21 protein-coding genes are annotated in these 17996 nt (G+C 60.5%); 4 read left to right on the forward strand and 17 right to left on the reverse strand.

The features are described 5' to 3' along the window. The 8 genes from tatC to ubiE all read right to left on the reverse strand — a co-directional run. Positions 1-496: twin-arginine translocase subunit TatC (gene tatC / locus KVG87_RS13145; protein ID WP_217851069.1), on the reverse strand; the 496-nt coding region annotated here is incomplete at its 3' end. Next, positions 493-924, reverse strand: coding sequence for a Sec-independent protein translocase protein TatB (gene tatB, locus KVG87_RS13150; protein WP_207807673.1), 432 nt, complete (start codon positions 922-924; stop codon positions 493-495). The genes tatC and tatB, both read right to left, overlap by 4 nt. Positions 925-934: 10 nt before the next feature. After that, positions 935-1216 carry a twin-arginine translocase TatA/TatE family subunit gene (locus tag KVG87_RS13155; protein WP_016772073.1) on the reverse strand — a complete coding sequence of 94 codons (282 nt, stop codon included), beginning with the start codon at positions 1214-1216 and terminating at the stop codon, positions 935-937. Positions 1217-1241: 25 nt separating this feature from the next. Further along, positions 1242-1574: a phosphoribosyl-ATP diphosphatase gene (locus KVG87_RS13160; protein WP_003220849.1), complete on the reverse strand. Its 333-nt coding sequence runs from the start codon at positions 1572-1574 to the stop codon at positions 1242-1244. After that, positions 1567-1968 (reverse strand): phosphoribosyl-AMP cyclohydrolase, encoded by a 402-nt coding sequence (gene hisI / locus KVG87_RS13165; protein WP_007899278.1) that lies wholly within the window; start codon positions 1966-1968, stop codon positions 1567-1569. The genes KVG87_RS13160 and hisI overlap by 8 nt, the downstream gene beginning before the upstream one ends. Positions 1969-2088: 120 nt before the next feature. Then, the gene (gene ubiB / locus KVG87_RS13170; RefSeq protein WP_217851071.1) at positions 2089-3693 is read right to left on the reverse strand and encodes a ubiquinone biosynthesis regulatory protein kinase UbiB; all 1605 of its coding nucleotides are present in this window, start codon (positions 3691-3693) and stop codon (positions 2089-2091) included. Further along, positions 3690-4313 (reverse strand): ubiquinone biosynthesis accessory factor UbiJ, encoded by a 624-nt coding sequence (locus KVG87_RS13175; RefSeq protein ID WP_076565210.1) that lies wholly within the window; start codon positions 4311-4313, stop codon positions 3690-3692. The genes ubiB and KVG87_RS13175 overlap by 4 nt, the downstream gene beginning before the upstream one ends. Next, positions 4313-5083 (reverse strand): bifunctional demethylmenaquinone methyltransferase/2-methoxy-6-polyprenyl-1,4-benzoquinol methylase UbiE, encoded by a 771-nt coding sequence (gene ubiE / locus KVG87_RS13180; RefSeq protein ID WP_016772069.1) that lies wholly within the window; start codon positions 5081-5083, stop codon positions 4313-4315. The genes KVG87_RS13175 and ubiE overlap by 1 nt, the downstream gene beginning before the upstream one ends. A gap of 154 nt (positions 5084-5237) precedes the next feature. On the opposite strand from ubiE, the gene KVG87_RS13185 reads away from it, so the two are divergent. From KVG87_RS13185 to KVG87_RS13195, 3 genes are all read left to right on the forward strand, one after another. Further along, complete coding sequence (locus tag KVG87_RS13185) at positions 5238-5513, forward strand: polyhydroxyalkanoic acid system family protein (RefSeq protein WP_056787308.1); 276 nt, start codon at positions 5238-5240, stop codon at positions 5511-5513. Between the two features lie 231 nt (positions 5514-5744). Next, the gene (locus tag KVG87_RS13190) at positions 5745-6167 is read left to right on the forward strand and encodes a phasin family protein (protein ID WP_076565216.1); all 423 of its coding nucleotides are present in this window, start codon (positions 5745-5747) and stop codon (positions 6165-6167) included. 10 nt (positions 6168-6177) lie between these two features. Continuing rightward, positions 6178-7083 (forward strand): phasin family protein, encoded by a 906-nt coding sequence (locus KVG87_RS13195; protein WP_217851073.1) that lies wholly within the window; start codon positions 6178-6180, stop codon positions 7081-7083. A gap of 199 nt (positions 7084-7282) precedes the next feature. Here the strand turns inward: KVG87_RS13195 and KVG87_RS13200 are convergent, their stop codons facing one another. From KVG87_RS13200 to argS, 9 genes are all read right to left on the reverse strand, one after another. Next, positions 7283-7903, reverse strand: a complete 621-nt coding sequence (locus KVG87_RS13200) for a TetR/AcrR family transcriptional regulator (RefSeq protein WP_024011259.1) — start codon at positions 7901-7903, stop codon at positions 7283-7285. A gap of 30 nt (positions 7904-7933) precedes the next feature. Beyond that, entirely contained in the window at positions 7934-9616 is a 1683-nt protein-coding gene (phaC, locus tag KVG87_RS13205) for a class II poly(R)-hydroxyalkanoic acid synthase (RefSeq protein ID WP_071174138.1), read from the reverse strand. Positions 9617-9756: 140 nt separating this feature from the next. Next, entirely contained in the window at positions 9757-10611 is an 855-nt protein-coding gene (gene phaZ / locus KVG87_RS13210) for a poly(3-hydroxyalkanoate) depolymerase (RefSeq protein ID WP_016772063.1), read from the reverse strand. Positions 10612-10826: 215 nt separating this feature from the next. After that, the gene (gene phaC / locus KVG87_RS13215; protein ID WP_041477559.1) at positions 10827-12506 is read right to left on the reverse strand and encodes a class II poly(R)-hydroxyalkanoic acid synthase; all 1680 of its coding nucleotides are present in this window, start codon (positions 12504-12506) and stop codon (positions 10827-10829) included. Between the two features lie 257 nt (positions 12507-12763). Beyond that, the gene (locus tag KVG87_RS13220; protein ID WP_016772061.1) at positions 12764-13135 is read right to left on the reverse strand and encodes a gamma-butyrobetaine hydroxylase family protein; all 372 of its coding nucleotides are present in this window, start codon (positions 13133-13135) and stop codon (positions 12764-12766) included. A gap of 77 nt (positions 13136-13212) precedes the next feature. Next, positions 13213-14550 (reverse strand): ATP-dependent protease ATPase subunit HslU, encoded by a 1338-nt coding sequence (gene hslU / locus KVG87_RS13225; RefSeq protein WP_217851075.1) that lies wholly within the window; start codon positions 14548-14550, stop codon positions 13213-13215. 55 nt (positions 14551-14605) lie between these two features. After that, positions 14606-15136 carry an ATP-dependent protease subunit HslV gene (hslV, locus tag KVG87_RS13230; protein WP_007968352.1) on the reverse strand — a complete coding sequence of 177 codons (531 nt, stop codon included), beginning with the start codon at positions 15134-15136 and terminating at the stop codon, positions 14606-14608. Positions 15137-15426: 290 nt separating this feature from the next. Continuing rightward, the gene (locus KVG87_RS13235; protein ID WP_016772059.1) at positions 15427-16137 is read right to left on the reverse strand and encodes an SPOR domain-containing protein; all 711 of its coding nucleotides are present in this window, start codon (positions 16135-16137) and stop codon (positions 15427-15429) included. A 1-nt stretch (position 16138) separates the two neighbouring features. After that, positions 16139-17875, reverse strand: a complete 1737-nt coding sequence (gene argS, locus KVG87_RS13240) for an arginine--tRNA ligase (RefSeq protein ID WP_041477563.1) — start codon at positions 17873-17875, stop codon at positions 16139-16141. Between argS and KVG87_RS26035 the strand changes: the two genes are divergently transcribed. Beyond that, the gene (locus tag KVG87_RS26035) at positions 17874-17996 is read left to right on the forward strand and encodes a hypothetical protein (RefSeq protein ID WP_016772057.1); all 123 of its coding nucleotides are present in this window, start codon (positions 17874-17876) and stop codon (positions 17994-17996) included. The genes argS and KVG87_RS26035 overlap by 2 nt on opposite strands.

Raw genomic sequence — 17996 nt, forward strand, 5'->3', positions numbered from 1 at the left:
ACAGCGTCATGACGAAATCGAGGTAACTGGCGATGTCGGTCATCATTTCCACGCCGGCCGGGGTGGCAGCGGCGAAGAATTTGAAGATCAACGGAAAGACGAAGTAATAGGCGAACGCCATGCCGATGTAGAAGAGCAGGATGCTGGAGATCAGCAACGGCACCGCGACGCGTTTTTCATGCTTGTACAGGCCTGGCGCGATAAAGCCCCAGATCTGATGCAGGATCACCGGAATCGCGAGGAATAGCGAAACCATCATCGTCAGTTTCAGCGGCGTCAGGAACGGCGACGACACGTCTGTGGCGATCATCGTCGCGCCGACCGGCAGGTACTGGCGCAGCGGCGTCGAGACGAAGGTGTAGATCTGCTGGGTAAACGCGAACAGCCCGGCAAAAATAATGAAGATCGCCGCCACGCAACGCAGCAGGCGGGTGCGCAACTCGGTGAGGTGCGATACCAGCGGCATGTGCTGGTCGTTTTCCGGAAGATCGCTCATGGGGCTCGCGGCGGCAAAGTGGTGTCGTGAGGCGCAGGTGTGATCGGCGCGGTATTCGAGGCTACGTGTTCAACCGACGTTTCTGCGGGAGCGGATTGTGTCGGCGCGACAACAGGCGCAGGCGCCGTCGGCGCATGAATCGTCGGCTCAGCGGGCGGCTGCGCCGGCGACGGCTCCTGCTGGTTCGGATTGAAGATCTTCCGCGCCTCTTGCTCCAGCGACAGAATATGTTCGTTGTGCAGTTGCCGACGGATCTCGTCGGCACCGATTTCACGTTCAACTTCCTGTTTGATCGCGTTGAAGCTGCGCTTCAGGCGGCCGACCCACAGACCGGCGGTGCGCGCCGCGCCCGGCAGACGCTCGGGGCCGAGCACCAGCAGGGCGACGAGGCCGACGAGCAGCAGTTCAGAGAAGCTGATACCAAACATTAGTCAGTGCTCACACGTCTTTGCGGATCGGCTCTTCGACTTTCTGCGCCTGCACGTCGATGGTGTGCGGCGGGTTGGCCTGAGCGGTGGTTTGCGGCTGCACCGGTGGCACAGGCTGGGCCGGCGGGGTCACGCTCGGCTCGGCCGGTTTTTCGTCGTCGTTCATGGCTTTGCGAAAGCCCTTGATTGATTCGCCAACGTCGGTGCCGAGGTTTTTCAGTTTCTTGGTACCGAATACCAGCACCACGACAATCAGAATGACGACCCAGTGTTTCCAGTCAAAAATGCCCATGTGGCGATTCCTCTCTAAAAGTTGTTCAGGCGGACGGACGCGAGGCTTTCTCGACGTGTCCGGACAGGCCGAAGCGACGGTCCAGTTCATCCAGCACGGCCTGCGGATGCTGCCCCAGTTGGGCGAGCATGACCATGCTGTGGAACCACAGGTCGGCGGTCTCGTAGATCACATCACTGCAATCGCCGCTGATGGCGGCATCCTTGGCGGCAATAATGGTTTCGACCGACTCTTCGCCGACTTTCTCCAGAATCTTGTTCAGCCCCTTGTGATACAGGCTGGCGACATACGAACTGTCGGCGGCTGCGCCTTTGCGCTCTTCAAGTACCTGAGCGAGGCGGGTCAGGGTGTCACTCATGTGTGTGTCCTGCGGAATAGATAGCGTGCGGGTCTTTCAGCACCGGGTCGACCGTTTTCCAGTCGCCGTTTTCGAAGACCCGGTAAAAGCAGCTTTGACGGCCGGTGTGGCAGGCGATGTCGCCGATCTGTTCAACCATCAGGATGATCACGTCGGCGTCACAGTCCAGGCGCATTTCATGCAGGGTCTGCACATGGCCGGACTCTTCGCCCTTGCGCCACAGCTTGCCACGGGAACGTGACCAGTAGATTGCACGATTCTCCGCAGCGGTCAGTTCGAGCGCTTCGCGGTTCATCCAGGCCATCATCAATACGCGCCCGGTCTTGTGATCCTGGGCAATCGCCGGCACCAGGCCGTCAGCGTCCCACTTGATCTCGTCCAGCCAGTTTTTCATCGTCAAATCTCGAAAAGCAGCAGCAAGCCATGAGCTTCGAGCTGCAAGTAAACGCACGTTGCGGCGTGCCTGTAGCGTCAAGCTTGAAGCTGGCAGCTTATAACTTGCAGCTGATTCGTGCTATCGGCGAACGACCAGATACAAACCGACCGCGATCATGATTCCGGCGGGCCAGTGCGCCCACTCGGTCAACGGACCACCCGCAGCGAGGATCGCGCCGCCGGCCAGATGCGCGCAGCCGAGCAGGCGCAGGAACCAATCGTCCTTGCGTTTGCGCCACGGCGGCGGCGGGTCTTTGGCGTGGGGTTGCGACATGCGTTCGAGCAGATCGCGGGCCATGTTCGACAGGTGCGGAATCTGCTCCAGCTGGCTCTGCACGTTGCCCAGCACGGCTTTCGGGCTGACGCGTTCGCGCATCCAGCGCTCGAGAAACGGCTGCGCGGTGTTCCACAGATCCAGGTCCGGATACAACTGACGACCGAGGCCTTCGATGTTCAGCAAAGTTTTCTGCAACAGCACCAGTTGCGGCTGCACTTCCATGTTGAAACGGCGAGCGGTCTGGAACAGGCGCATCAGCACCTGGCCAAATGAAATATCTTTTAACGGTTTTTCGAAGATCGGTTCGCACACCGTACGAATCGCCGCTTCGAATTCGTTGAGTTTGGTTTCCGCCGGCACCCAGCCCGAATCGATGTGCAACTGCGCCACACGGCGGTAGTCACGCTTGAAGAAAGCGAACAGGTTGCGAGCCAGATAATCCTGGTCTTCCGGGGTCAGGCTGCCGACGATGCCGCAGTCGATCGCGATGTATTGCGGGCTCCACGGATTGACGGTGCTGACGAAAATGTTGCCCGGGTGCATGTCGGCGTGGAAGAAGCTGTCGCGGAACACTTGAGTGAAGAAGATCTCCACGCCACGCTCGGCGAGCATTTTCATGTCGGTGCGCTGGTCGGCGAGGGTCGCCAGGTCGGTGACCTGAATGCCGTAGATGCGCTCCATCACCAGCACTTTCGGCCGGCACCAGTCCCAATAGACTTGCGGTACATAAAGCAACTGCGAGCCTTCGAAGTTGCGGCGCAACTGGCTGGCGTTGGCCGCCTCGCGCAACAGATCGAGCTCGTCGTAAATGGTCTTTTCGTAATCCTGCACCACGTCGACCGGGTGCAGCAGGCGCGCGTCAGCGGAGAATTTTTCCGCCGCGCGGGCGAGGATGAACAGCCATGCCAGATCCTGCGCGATGATCGGTTTCAGGCCCGGGCGAATCACCTTGACCACGACTTCTTCGCCGCTTTTGAGCTGCGCCGCATGCACCTGCGCTACCGATGCCGAGGCCAGCGGGGCAACGTCGAAACGGCTGAACACTTCGCTGATTTTCTTGCCCAGCTGTTCTTCGATCAGCTTGATCGACACTTGCGAATCGAACGGCGGCACGCGGTCCTGCAGCAGCATCAGCTCATCGGCGATGTCTTCCGGCAACAGGTCGCGGCGGGTCGAAAGAATCTGCCCGAACTTGATGAAGATCGGCCCCAGATCCTGCAACGCCAGACGCAAGCGCGCACCACGATTGAGTTCCAGCGGCTTGCGCGGCAGCCAGCGCCACGGCAGCAAAAAGCGCACGGCCAGAAGGAACCAGGGCAGTGGCAGATCGAACAGCAGGTCATCGAGGCGGTAGCGGATCACGACGCGCTGGATGCGCAACAGACGGCGGACGGCAAGCAGCTTCATGCGTTATCGCTTGGGTCGAGGGATCGGGAAAGGCGCTCGAAACGCGCCTCGAGTCGTTCCAGATCAAGTTTGATCCGGTCCAGTTCGCTGAACCGCGCTTCCGCTTCGCGTTGCCCGACGAGGGTGCGCGATTCTTCAGCGAGGTATTCGGCAAGATTCTGGTTGAGGCTGGCAAATCCTTGTTGATACCAGCGCGCGCGGCTGCGCAGATGGCCGCCGAGCAATTGCGTGGCGACCGGCCCGAGCCAGCGCGAGAGTTCGTACTCCCAGTCCAGCTCAAGATCCTGAAGCACGCCGGCCAGCTCCAGCAACACACCGCTGTCGCCATCGAGCTCGACTTCCGGTGCATGCAGCACGGCGGTCTTGTCTTTGCTCAGGGCCAGTTTCACCAGGCTTGAAGCCGGAGCACGCAACGTGCAATCGACATCCGCTGCCCACTGCGCAGCGAGCATCAGGCCTTCGTCGCTGGGCAGAATGAACAGTTGCAGCGCCGGGTTGCGGCAGTCGACGGCAATCACCTTGCCGGTCAAATGCGCCAGGCGCGGCAGCGCCGTGCTGTCGAGACGCAGCACCCGGTTGAGGCCGAGTTCGACGCTGGCGAGCAGCCCGGTGAGCAACATCAGGGTTTGATGCCGCGGTGCAGGGCGACGATGCCTGCGGTCATGTTGTGATAGGTCACGCGGTCGAAACCGGCCTCGACCATCATCGACTTCAGGGTTTCCTGATTCGGGTGCATGCGGATCGATTCGGCCAGGTAGCGATAGCTTTCCGAGTCATTGGTGATCAGCTTGCCCATCAGCGGCATGAAGGCGAACGAGTAGGCGTCGTAGGCTTTGGACATCAGCGCGTTGGTCGGCTTGGAGAATTCCAGCACCAGCAGGCGGCCGCCGGGCTTGAGCACGCGCAGCATCGAACGCAACGCGTCCTCTTTGTGCGTGACGTTGCGCAGGCCGAAGGCGATGGTCACGCAGTCGAAATGGTTGTCCGGGAACGGCAGTTTTTCCGCGTCGGCCTGGACGAATTCGACGTTGCCGGCAACGCCCAGATCGAGCAGACGATCACGGCCGACCTTGAGCATCGACTCGTTGATGTCGGCCAGCACGACCTGGCCGGTCGGGCCGACGAGGTTCGAGAACTTGCGGGTCAGGTCGCCGGTGCCACCAGCGATGTCGAGTACGCGGTTGCCGCTGCGCACGCCGGAAAGCTCGATCGCGAAACGCTTCCACAGACGGTGCATGCCGCCCGACAGAAGGTCGTTCATGAGGTCGTATTTAGCGGCTACGGAATGGAAAACCTCAGCGACTTTTTCCGCTTTCTGGCTTTCCGGAACGTTTTTGAAGCCGAAGTGAGTGGTGGGTTCGGCATCGCTGCCTTTGCGCTGATCAGTCATATCGCTGTCACCAAAAGAGAATGCGCGACATTCTAATCCCCAAGCCATGCTTTGTCTTGGAATGGCTAAAGGTAAGATGGGCAACCTTCGGGACGATTTGCCGCAGATGCGGTCAAGATTCAACGTCAGCCATTCAATCATCAGGAGTCATTCCATGGCCAAAATCAGTGTTGAGCGCGCCCACACCCTGGGTAAGGAAGCCGCCCGCGAAAAGGCCGACAAACTGGCCAAAAAGCTCAACGAACAATACGGCCTGGAGCCGCAGTGGTCGGGCGACACCCTGAACCTCAAGCGCTCCGGCGTGAAAGGCGAAGTGCATGTGGCGGACGATTCGATCAGGGTCGACGTCGAACTGGGCCTGATGATGTCGGCCATGAGCGGCATGATCAAAGCCGAGATCGAGAAAGCCCTCGACAAAGCCCTGGCCTGATTTCCAGATTGAAATCCAGTCCCCTGTGGGAGCGAGCCTGCTCGCGAAAGCGGTGTATCAGTTGACTGAAATGTTGGCTGATATGACGCATTCGCGAGCAGGCTCGCTCCCACATTTGTTTTGTGATGCTCCCGCTGGTTAGGGTGCCCTTTCTAATTTTTCTCCCTACTTTGTGCCTGAGCCCGACACTCGTCCGGCAGTTCCTCAAACCTTCTGCGCGTGAGGTGCACCATGGCCAAAGTCATTTTGAAGAAAAAAATCGACGCTCCGACTTCCACTCTGAGCGACGTCAAATCCTATGCCCGCAAGATCTGGCTGGCAGGCCTGGGCGCCTACACCAAGGTCGGCCAAGAGGGCAGCGAGTACTTTCAAGAACTCGTAGCCGCCGGTCAAACTGTTGAAAAGAAAGGCAAAAAAGCCGTCAGCGAAAAACTCCATGCGGCCAACGCCGAGATCGATGACGCGGCCACTCAGGTCAGCTCGTTCAAGGGTCGCGTTGAAGTTCAGCTCGACAAGGTCGAGAAGGCCTTCGACAACCGTGTGGCCAGCGCCTTGAATCGGATCGGCATTCCGTCTAAACATGACGTTGAGGCACTCTCTGCTAAGCTCGATGAGCTGACGGCATTGCTCGAACGCGTCGCGCGAAAATCTTAAGGAGAACGGGATGGCTGGCAAAAAGAACACCGATAAAGAAAGCAGCTCGTGGGTCGGGAAGGTCGAGTCCTACTCCCGCAAAATCTGGCTGGCTGGTTTAGGCGTGTACTCGAAGATCGACACTGACGGCAGCAAACTCTTCGATGCATTGGTCAAAGACGGCGAGAAAGCCGAGAAGCTCACCAAGACTGCCGTCGGCAAGAAAGTCGAGGACTCGACCTCCTCGGCCAAGTCGCGTATCAGCGGCGTGAAAGATCGCGCACTGGGCAAGTGGGACGAGCTGGAAGGGGCTTTCGACAAGCGCCTGAACAGCGCGATTTCGCGCCTGGGTGTGCCGAGCCGCAATGAGGTCAAGGCGCTCAACGCCAAGGTCGATACGCTGACAAAGCAGATCGAAAAACTCACCGGTCTGAAAGCGCAGCCTGTGGCGGCAAAAACCGCTGCGGCGAAACCTGCCAGTAAAACTGCAGCTGCCAAACCTGCGGCGAAAACCGCAGCCAAGCCACTGACCAAAGCGGCAGCAAAACCGGCTGCGAAAGCTGCGACCAAAACTGCGGCCGCCAAGCCCGCGGCCAAAGCGGCAGCCAAACCGGTTGCCGCCAAGGCCGCTGCCAAACCGGCAACCAAAGCGGCAGCAAAACCTGCGGCTAAAGCTGCAGCGAAACCAGCGGCCAAGCCAGCAGCGAAAACTGCTGCCGCCAAACCCGCTGCGAAGCCTGCGGCCAAACCGGCTGCGGCGAAAAAGCCAGCAGTGAAAAAACCGGCCGCGCCGAAAGCCGCTGCGCCGAAACCGGCTGAGGCGCCATCGACTGCGCCAACAGCTCTGGCCAACGCGGCAAACTCCGCTGCGGCACCCACGGCAGCAGCTACTCCGACTGCGGCATCGACACCGTCGACGCCATCCAGTCAGTCCTGATTTCAGGGCAAATCAAAAACGCCCGGCCTGTGAAGGTCGGGCGTTTTTGTTTGTGGAGATTATCTCGATCACTGCAAGCCCTGTGGGAGCGAGCCTGCTCGCGAAAGCGGTGGATCAGTTGCACAGGCATCAGCTGAAAGTGTGCATTCGCGAGCAGGCTCGCTCCCACATTGGATTGTGAGTAGGCGCAGCGCTCGGGTCAGTCGTGATCCTCAAGGTATTGCAAGGCCATCCGCTCTGTCGCCACCTTCACTGGCGGCAGCAAATGCGGCGCCACCAGCATCATGATCTGATAAACCACCAACCGAACCTCTCCCTCACGATCAAGAATCCGCTGGTAATCCAGCGAGAACAGCAACGTCATGGTCACCTGCTCCACCAGTTGCCCCAATGCCTGGGTATCGCTGACCAGTTGCCCCGAAGCCTTCAATCGCGCCAGCAACGACGCCAGCGTCCGCTTCAGCGCATTGAGCAGATTGCGAATCCCCTTGGCCAGTTTCGGCAAGCGCCCGGCGAGGTTCGACAGGTCCTGGAACAGGAACCGGTATTGCGCCAGGCGCTCGACGATCAAATGCAGAAACAGCCAGTAATCCTCCGGCGCCAGTTCAACGTCCGGCGGTGGGTCGAGCAGGGGCGCGAGCTCGTGCTGGAAGCGTTCGAACAGGCCGAGAATCAGCGGTTCCTTGCCGTGGAAGTGGTAGTAGAGATTGCCCGGGCTGATCCCCATTTCGTTGGCCACCTCCATGGTGGAAACGTTCGGTTCACCCTTTTCGTTGAACAGTTGCAGCGCACATTCGAGGATCCGGTCGCGGGTTTTCATCCAGTCTTCTTAGAAAATTTCGGTTGAGCGTCAGCGCACATGCACATAGGTGCCAGGTGCTGCTTCCATCGGTGGATAGTTCGGATTGCCGAGGGTGGTGCGAGTCTCATTCAGGGCGCCGGAGCGCTGGGCGACCCATTCCAGCCACTGCGGCCACCAGCTGCCGTCGACGTGTCTGGCATCGTAGTACCAGGCACGCGGGTCGCTGCTCAGTTTGGCGTTCTCGACGTAGGCAGCTTTCGGGTTGCTCGGCGGGTTGAGGATGCTCTGCACGTGGCCGCTGTTGGACAGCACGAAACGTCGTTCGCCACCGAGCAGCAGGGTCGAACGATACACCGCGTCCCACGGCGTGATGTGGTCGTTCATGCCGGCGACGCTGAAGCTGTCGACATTGACCTTCTGCAGGTCGATCGGCGTACCGCACACCTCGAGACCGCCCGCGTGGATCAGCGGGTTGTGCTTGAAGAAGTCCAGCAGATCGCCGTGCAGCGCCGCCGGCAGGCGCGTGTTGTCGTTGTTCCAGTAGAGGATGTCGAAGGCTGGCGGCTCCTTGCCCAGCAAGTAGTTGTTGACGAAATAGCTCCAGATCAAATCGTTGGGGCGCATCCAGGCGAAGACCTTGGCCATGTCGCGACCGTCGAGCACGCCTCGCTGGTACGAGCGACGCTTGGCCGCTTCCAGTGTTTGTTCATCGGCAAACAACGTCGCCGGAGTTTCGATCTGGCTGTCGAGCAGACTGACCAGATAGGTCGCGCTGGCGACCCGGCGCAGTTGCCGTTTGGCCTGCAAATGCCCTTGCAGGGCGGCAATGGTCAGGCCGCCGGCGCAGGCGCCCATCAGGTTCACTTCGCGGGCGCCGGTAATCGCCCGGCAGATGTTCATCGCTTCTTCGACCGCTTCGACGTAACTCGACAGGCCCCACTCGCGATGGCGCACATCAGGGTTGCGCCAGCTGATCATGAAGGTCTGCAGGCTGTTTTTCAGGGCGTACTGGACGAAACTGTTCTGCGGGCTCAGATCGAAGATGTAGTACTTGTTGATTTGCGGCGGCACCACCAGCAAGGGCTTGGCGTACTGCTTTTCGCTCATCGATTTGTACTGGATCAACTCGAACATTTCATTGCGAAACACCACAGCCCCAGTGGTGGTCGCTACGGTTTTGCCGACCTCGAACGCCTGCTTGGTCACTTGCCGTGGCAGGCCGTCGTTGTGCAACAGATCATCGAACAGATGGCTCAGGCCACGCACCAGACTCTGCCCGCCGGAATTGAACAGCTCCTTGACCGCCAGCGGATTGAGCAGGGTGTTGGAGGGCGCTACGGCGTCATTGAGCAGAGTGAAAGCGAAGTGCGCACGGGCACGATCTTCAGGGCTCATGTCGCCTTCATCGATCCAGCTTTTGACCTGTTTTTGCCAGGCCAGATACGCCTGCAGGCTGCGCCGGTAGAACGGGTTGAGGCTCCACGCCGGATCGGCGAAGCGGCTGTCTTGCGGATTGGTCGGGTGTAGGGTTTCGCCGAGCAGCACGCGGCCCAGCTGTCCGCCAAGCTTCAGCGCATGCTTTGCGCTGTGCAACGGATTGCGCAAGCCGTGGGCGGCGACGCTGCGCAGTGTCGACAGCAGATCCCTGCCACGCAGACCGGCGATCGCACTTTGGGCGTTGATAAACACGGCGGGGCTGGGCACCACGCCCGTCGCTGGTTTTTCGCGCATGACTCAACACTCCTTCGTCTTCAGGGCAAAAACACACTCACCGAACCAGAACACCATAGACGCTGTTACCGGTTGCTGCCTGCGCGGCGTCCTGCCGCGCGCTTGATTTGGAAAGTGCTGCATAAAGCAGGCCGCCGCGATCAGCCGCCGAGCGGGGTCGGATGCGGGTGCATGACTGCGCGCAGACGCTCCTCTTCGAGAAACTTCATGATGATCGGCGCCACCGCTTCGGCGCGAGTGATCAGGAACAGATGGCCGTCATCGATGATGTGCAACTGGGCGTTGGGAATGCGCCAGGCGAGCATGCGCATGTTGATCAGCGGAATCAGCGGATCGTCATCGCCGGCCAGCACCAGCGTCGGCTGATGGATCTTGTGCAGCCAGTGGATGCTGGTCCAGCCGAGGCCGGCGAACAGTTGCCAGTAGTAACCGAGCTTGCCCGCCGAGCGCACTTTCGCCGCATGGCTGGCAGCCAGCGTCGGGTCGCGACGGAACGAGCCGCCGTAGATCATCGGCGCGATGCGGATCACATGGGATGGCTGAATGTAGCGGCGCGGGCTGGCCATCATCCATAGCACTTTCGGTTTGCCCGGCACCATCACCGCACCGGCCGCAGTGGCCGCCAGTACCAGTTTCTTGCAGCGCTCGGGATAGTCGTAGGCAAACTGCTGCGCCAGAGCTCCGCCCCACGACACGCCGATCACATTGACCTGACCGTAGTCGAGATAGTCGAGCATCCGCGCCGTCAGTTTGGCCAGGCCGGGAAAGCGATACGGCCGGTTGGGCGTCGAGGAGCCGCCGACCCCGGGCACGTCGAAGGCGATCACTTCCAGATCCGGGTCGAGCGCCGCGACAAACGGGAACACCAGCTCCAGGTTGGCGCCGATGCCGTTGAAAATCAGCAGAGGCGTCAAATGAGGCTTGCCGGGACGCACCGCCGTGCGGAGGGTCTGGCCATCCAGATCGACGGTGCGGAATATGAACGGTTGCGGCATGCGTGAGGCCCTGTAGATTTCAAGTCCACCCGTATTCCTGTAGGAGCGGACCTTGTGGTGAGGGGATTTATCCCCGTTCGGCTGCGAAGCAGTCGTGAATCGAGTAGCCGCGGTGCGTCTGACAAATCACGGTTTCAGGATTCGGGGTCGCTTCGCAACCCAACGGGGATAAATCCCCTCGCCACAAGGCCCTCTCCCACAATGGGTGGTGTCAGTTACCGCTCGTGAACATAAGTGCCCGGCGAAGCCTCGCCTGCCGGGTACGCTTTGTTGCCCAGTTTCGTCGGGGCCTTTTTCAGGTTGCCCGAGCGCTCGGCCAGCCATGCCTGCCAGTACAGCCACCAGGAATCGGTGTGCTTGGTCGAGTTTTCCTGCCAGTCATCGGCAGTCGCCGCCATCTCTTCGCTGGTCATGTAACGCGATTTCGGGTTGCCCGGCGGGTTGAGGATGCTCTGGATATGGCCGCTGCTCGATAGCACGAATTCAACTTTGCCGCCGAACAGTTGCGCCGACTTGTAGCAGGACTTCCACGGCGTGATGTGATCGTTGGTGCCGGCCAGCGAGAAGATGTCGGCGGTGACCTGCTTGAGGTCGATCGGCGTGCCGCACACTTCCAGTGCATTGGGGCGGATCAGTGGATTGTTTTTGAACATCTCGATCAGGTCGCCGTGGAACGCAGCGGGCAGGCGGGTGGTGTCGTTGTTCCAGAACAGAATGTCGAACACCGGCGGCTCGTTGCCGAGCAGGTAGTTGTTGACCCAGTAGTTCCAGATCAGATCGTTGGGGCGCATCCAGGCGAAAACCTTGGCCATGTCTTTGCCTTCGAGCACGCCGGCCTGGTAGGAGTGGCGCTTGGCGGTCTCCAGGGTCTGCTCATCGACGAACAGGGCGACGTCGCTGTCCAGGGTGGTGTCGAGCACGCTGACCAGCAGGGTGAGGGCGTTGACCTTGTTCTCGCCGAGCGCGGCGTAGTGGCCGAGCAGGGCGGTGCAGGTGATGCCGCCGGAGCAGGCGCCGAGCATGTTGACGTCTTTGCTGCCGGTGATCGCGGTGACTACGTCGACCGCCTCCTTCAGCGCTTCGATATACGTCGACAGACCCCACTCGCGCTGGGCCTTGGTCGGGTTGCGCCAACTGATGATGAAGGTCGGCACGTTGTTGCGCAGGCAGAAGCGCGCCAGACTCTTGTCCGGGCTCAAGTCGAAGACGTAGAACTTGTTGATCTGCGGCGGCACTACCAGCAGTGGGCGTTCGTGGACCTGCTCGGTGATCGGCCGGTACTGGATCAGCTCCAGCACATCATTGCGGAACACCACAGCACCTTCGGTGACGCCCAGGCTCTTGCCGACCTCGAACGCGCCCATGTTGACCTGGCTCGGCATGCCGCCGTTGTGCACCAGATCCTTGGCCAGATGCGAGAGGCCATCGAGCAGGCTTTTGCCGCCGGTTTCGAAGAAGCGTTTGACCGCCGCCGGGTTGGCCGCCGTGTTGGTCGGCGCCATGGCTTCGGTCATCAGGTTGATGACGAAATGCCCGCGAGCGATGTCCTTGGGGGACAGGCTGCTGTCATCGATCCAGGCATGCAGTTCCTTGCGCCAGGCCAGATAGGTTTGCAGATAACGTTTGTACAGCGGGTTCTGGCTCCACGCCGGGTCGGCGAAACGGCGGTCGTCACCGGCCGGTTGCAGCGCGGATTTACCCAGCAGCACGTTCTTCAGCTCGAGGCCGAAATGGGTCACGTGCCTGACGCTGTGAATCGGTTGTCTGATGGCCTGTTTCAGCACCATTCGAGCAGAGGCCAGCAGATCCTTTCCGCGCAGCCCGACGACGGGGTTAAGCCCCAGAGTGTTTTCCGAGGCTTGGTACTTCAGGTCATCGTTATTCTTGTCACTCATCTACGACGCTCCATTGTCCTGAGACGAGTACCCGGTTTCACGCTGTCGCTTCCACAGCCAATGCCGGGTACTACTGCTCGGGTGACCGTTGATTCTGCATAGCTGCTTTACAGTCGTAGAGCACTGCAGGGAACTTGCCAGCTCCATTGGTTACCCGAGTTTAATTTTTTTCGCAAGCGGCCGATCCGGGGCCATATGCGCGGAGCATTCAAACAGATGAAGTTAGAAAATGCCCTCTAAAGAGCGAGAGCCACGGCCTAGAGCATCAGCTTGACGAACGACTCGTTCGGATCGCGGGATTTTCCGGCAGCGCGCAGCTCGGCAAGATAATCGTCCCAGAGTTCGTTCTGGCGCTTGCCGAGTTCGTAGAGGTATTCCCAGGTGAACAGGCCGCTGTCATGACCGTCGTCGAAGGTCAGTTTCAGTGCATAGTTGCCAGCCGGTTCCAGCTTGCTCAGACCCACGTTGAGCTTGCCGAATTGCAGGATCGGTTTGCCGTGGCCCTGGACCTCGGCGGAGGGGGAGTGCACGCGCAGAAACTCGGCGGGCAGAGTGTATTCCTCGCCGGACGCGTAAGTGAGCGTCAGGGTTTTCGAGGCTTTGTGCAGTTTGATGTCGGTGGGAATCATGAAAAACAGCCTTTAGCTGCAAGCTACAAGTTGCAAGCTTAACTCAGCTTGCCGCTTGTAGCTTGTAGCTTGCCGCTCTACAGAATGTAGCGGGACAGATCTTCGTTCTGCGCCAATTCGCCGAGGTGGCTGTTGACGTATTCGGCGTCGATCAGAATCGCCTTGTCATCGTGGGCGCTGGCGAGGTCGCCGGCGCTGAACGACACCTCTTCGAGCAGACGCTCAAGCAGGGTGTGCAGGCGACGGGCACCGATGTTCTCGGTTTTCTCGTTGACCTGCCAGGCGATCTCCGCCAGACGCTTGATGCCCTCGGGCTGGAACTGGATGTTCAGGCCTTCGGTCTTCAGCAGCGCGCAGTATTGCTCGGTGAGCGAGGCGTGCGGTTCGCTGAGGATGCGTTCGAAGTCTTCCGGGCTCAGCGCCTTGAGCTCGACGCGGATCGGCAGACGACCTTGCAGCTCCGGCACCAGATCACTCGGCTTGCTCAGGTGGAACGCACCGGAGGCGATGAACAGGATGTGGTCAGTCTTGACCATGCCCAGTTTGGTATTGACGGTGCAGCCTTCGATCAGCGGCAGCAGGTCGCGCTGTACGCCTTCGCGGGAGACATCGGCGCCGCCGACATTGCCGCGCTTGGCGACCTTGTCGATCTCGTCGATGAAGACGATACCGTGCTGCTCGACCGCTTCCAGCGCCTTTGCCTTCAGCTCTTCTTCGTTGACCAGACGCCCGGCTTCTTCATCACGCACCAGTTTCAGCGCTTCCTTGACCTTGAGCTTGCGCGACTTCTTCTTGCCCTTGCCCATGTTGGCAAACAGCGATTGCAGCTGGTTGGTCATCTCTTCCATGCCCGGCGGCGTGGCGATTTCGATGCCGGAGACTTCGGCGACTTCGATCTCGATTTCCTTGTCGTCCAGCTGACCTTCGCGCAGGCGCTTGCGGAACAGCTGACGCGTATTGGAATCGGAGCTCGGCGCTTCTTCGTCGCTGAAGCCCATGCGTGCCGGCGGCAGCAAGGCGTCGAGGATGCGGTCCTCGGCAGCGTCTTCGGCGCGGTGGCGTACGCGGGTCATTTCCTGTTCGCGGAGCATCTTGATCGCGGCATCGGCCAGATCACGGATGATCGACTCGACGTCACGGCCGACATAACCGACTTCGGTGAATTTGGTCGCTTCGACCTTGATGAACGGCGCATTGGCCAGTTTCGCCAGACGACGGGCGATCTCGGTTTTACCGACACCGGTCGGGCCGATCATCAGGATGTTCTTCGGGGTCACCTCAACGCGCAGCTCTTCAGGCAGCTGCATGCGGCGCCAGCGGTTGCGCAGGGCAATCGCGACGGCGCGCTTGGCATCGTCCTGGCCGATGATGTGGCGGTTGAGTTCGTGGACGATTTCGCGGGGAGTCATGGACATAGTAATTGACGGTCCTCAAGCAGAAACAAGCCGTGGCACACGGGCCGCAACAGGCTTACTCAGCGAGATCCTGCTCCTCAATGGTCTGGGTGTGGTTGGTGAATACGCAGATGTCGCCAGCGATGCCGAGAGCGGTTTCGACGATCTCGCGCGCTGACAAATCGGTCTTTTTCAGCAGGGCGCTGGCGGCGGCTTGCGCGTAGGCGCCGCCGGAACCCATGGCGATCAGGCCATCTTCGGGTTCGACCACGTCACCGTTGCCGGTGATGATCAGCGAGGCATCCTTGTTGGCAACCGCGAGCATCGCCTCGAGGCGGCTCAGGGAGCGGTCGGTGCGCCATTCCTTGGCGAGTTCGACGGCGGCGCGGATCAGGTGGCCCTGATGTTTTTCGAGCTGGCCTTCGAAACGTTCGAACAGGGTGAAGGCGTCGGCGGTGGCACCGGCAAAACCGGCGATGACCTGGCCGTGGTACAGGCGACGGACTTTTTTGGCGTTGCCTTTCATCACGGTGTTGCCGAGAGAAACCTGGCCGTCGCCGCCCATGACGACTTTGCCGTGGCGGCGGACTGAAACGATGGTGGTCAAGGGAAGAGTCTCCACGCAGCGGGGCGAAAATGCCTTATGCCCATTCATATGGGGGTGCTGGAGGGGATTTCAACCGGCAGGGACGATGGGAGACGAATGGTGTGTGTGATGACTGTGGCGAGGGGATTTATCCCCGTTCGGCTGCGGAGCAGTCGCGAAACCATCATTTGCGGTATGCCTGCTGCACCGCAATGGCTGGTTTCAGGGCTGCTCCGCAGCCAAACGGGGATAAATCCCCTCGCCACAAAGTTTGAAGGTCACCTGCAAGTTGCAGCTGACCTCTGAGAGCCTTAGCGGCTCTGGCGTTGTTGTAACAACAGGTTGCTGAAGCCGGCGCCGGCCAGTTGTTTCTGCGCCGTGGTCAGTTGTTCACGGTTGCTGAACGGGCCGACCAAGACGCGGTACCAGGTTTCATCCTTGACCGTACCGGACTCCACCGCGACGGCTTGGCCGAGCAGAATGATTTGCGCGCGAACCTTGTCGGCATCGGTTTCCTTGCGGAACGAACCAGCCTGGAGGAAGAACTTGGTCACTGGCGCGGCCTTGCTCACTGGCGGCGCTGGCGGCGGCGTGATCCCCGCCAGGGCCGCTTGAGCCCGTGCGGTGTCGATCTTCGCCGCTTCGGCCGGGGTTACCGGCGTGGTCGGGATGGCCGGCACTTGCGGCGTCGGCAGGGTCTTCTCCGGTACCGCGTCCGGCGGCACGATCACTTCCGATTCCGGCAGCAGGGTGTAGAAGTCGTACTTCGGTTTCACCGGTTGCGTCGGGCTCGGCGGGGTCTTGTTGGCCTCGGCGATCTTCGACGCTTTCTGCTGCTGTTCGACTTTCTCGCGCTTGACTGTGTCGCTGCCCTTGCCCGGTTCCAGTTTCATCAGAAACACGATGAACGCGCCGACGGTCAGGCCGATAGCCATCCACAGCCAGCCCGGAATCGGTTGTTTCGCCGGGGCCTGATAGCGGCTGGCGCCGCGTTTGGGTGCAGGTTTTTTCTTGGCAGCCAACTTACATACGCTCCAGAGTTTCCAGACCCAACAGCTCCAGGCCTTGCTTGAGGGTGCGACCGGTCAGTGCGGCCAGACGCAGACGGCTCTGCATCTGCGCCGGGGTGTCGGCGGCGAGGATCGGGCAGTTCTCGTAGAAGCTGGAGAACAGGCCGGCGACGTCGTACAGGTAGGTGCAGAGAATGTGCGGCGTGCCTTTTTCAGCCACGTTGTTCAACACTTCGCCGAACTGCGCCAGCTTCGCCGCCAGCTCTTGCTCGTGCGCCGCTTCGAGGACGATCTGGCCGTCGACTTCGCTGAAGTCCTTGCCCAGTTTGCGGAACACACCGGCCACGCGGGTGTAGGCGTACAGCAGATACGGCGCGGTGTTGCCTTCGAAGTTGAGCATCAGGTCGAAGTTGAAGCTGTAGTCGCTGGTGCGATGCTTGGACAGGTCGGCGTATTTCACCGCGCCGATGCCGACGACCTTGGCGATGTTGCGTAACTCGTCTTCGGCCAGGGTCGGGTTCTTCTCTTTCACCAGGTTGTAGGCACGTTCCTGGGCTTCGGTGAGCAGGTCGATCAGCTTCACGGTGCCGCCATCACGGGTCTTGAACGGACGGCCATCGGCGCCGTTCATGGTGCCGAAACCCATGTGTTCCATTTCCATCGGATGGGTGACGAAACCTGCCTTGCGCGCCACCGCGAAGACCTGCTGAAAGTGCAGGGCCTGACGCTGGTCGACGAAATACAGCGCGCGATCAGCCTTGAGCTTGCCGCTGCGGTAGCGCACGGCGGCGAGGTCAGTGGTGGCGTACAGGTAACCGCCATCGGCCTTGACGATGATCACCGGCAGCGGGTCGCCATCGGCGTTCTTGAACTCGTCGAGGAACACGCACTGGGCGCCGTTGCTCTCGACCAGCATGCCCGCTGCTTTCAGGTCGTTGACCACATTGATAAGGTCGTCGTTGTAGGCGCTTTCGCCCATGACATCGGCCATGGTCAGTTTGACGTTGAGCAGTTCGTAGATCTTCTGGCAGTGCGACAGCGAGATGTCCTTGAACTTGGTCCACAGCGCCAGGCATTCGGCATCGCCAGCCTGCAACTTGACCACCAGGCCACGGGCGCGGTCGGCGAATTCTTCGGACTCGTCGAAACGCTGCTTGGCCGCACGGTAGAAGTTTTCCAGGTCGGACAGCTCGTCGCTGGTGATCGGATTTTCCTGCAGATAAGCCATCAGCATGCCGAACTGAGTGCCCCAGTCGCCGACGTGATTCTGGCGGATCACTTCGTCGCCGAGGAACTCAAGCACGCGGGCCACGCCGTCGCCGATGATGGTCGAGCGCAAGTGGCCGACGTGCATCTCTTTGGCCAGGTTCGGCGCCGACAGGTCGACCACGGTGCGTTGCGCCGGGCCGGCCTTGCGCACGCCGACATGGGCGTCGGCCAGTGCGGCGTCGAGGCGCGAGGCCAGGGCCTGGGTGTTCTGGAAGAAATTGATGAAGCCCGGGCCGGCGATTTCGGCCTTGGTGACGTTCTCGTCAGCGGGCAGGGCGGCGATGATTTTCTCCGCCAGATCGCGTGGCTTCATGCCGGCCGGCTTGGCCAGCATCATGGCGATGTTGCTGGCGAAGTCGCCGTGGGTCTTGTCGCGGGCGTTCTCCACCTGGATCGCCGGCGTCAGGCCTTCAGGCAACACACCTTCGTTGACGAGTTGGGTGAGGGCTTGCTGGATCAGCTGGCGAATGGTGTCTTTCATGGTCTTCTCTTTCGACCGCAAGCGCGGCGGGCGCATCGATGCGCGGGTGGAAAAACTGGGCATTATCCGTTGCGAAGACGGGCTTGCCAACCTTAGCAGGCAGGATGTGGATATGTGGTGA

It is taken from the genome of Pseudomonas siliginis, from assembly GCF_019145195.1.
Classification (GTDB): Bacteria; Pseudomonadota; Gammaproteobacteria; order Pseudomonadales; family Pseudomonadaceae; genus Aquipseudomonas; species Aquipseudomonas siliginis.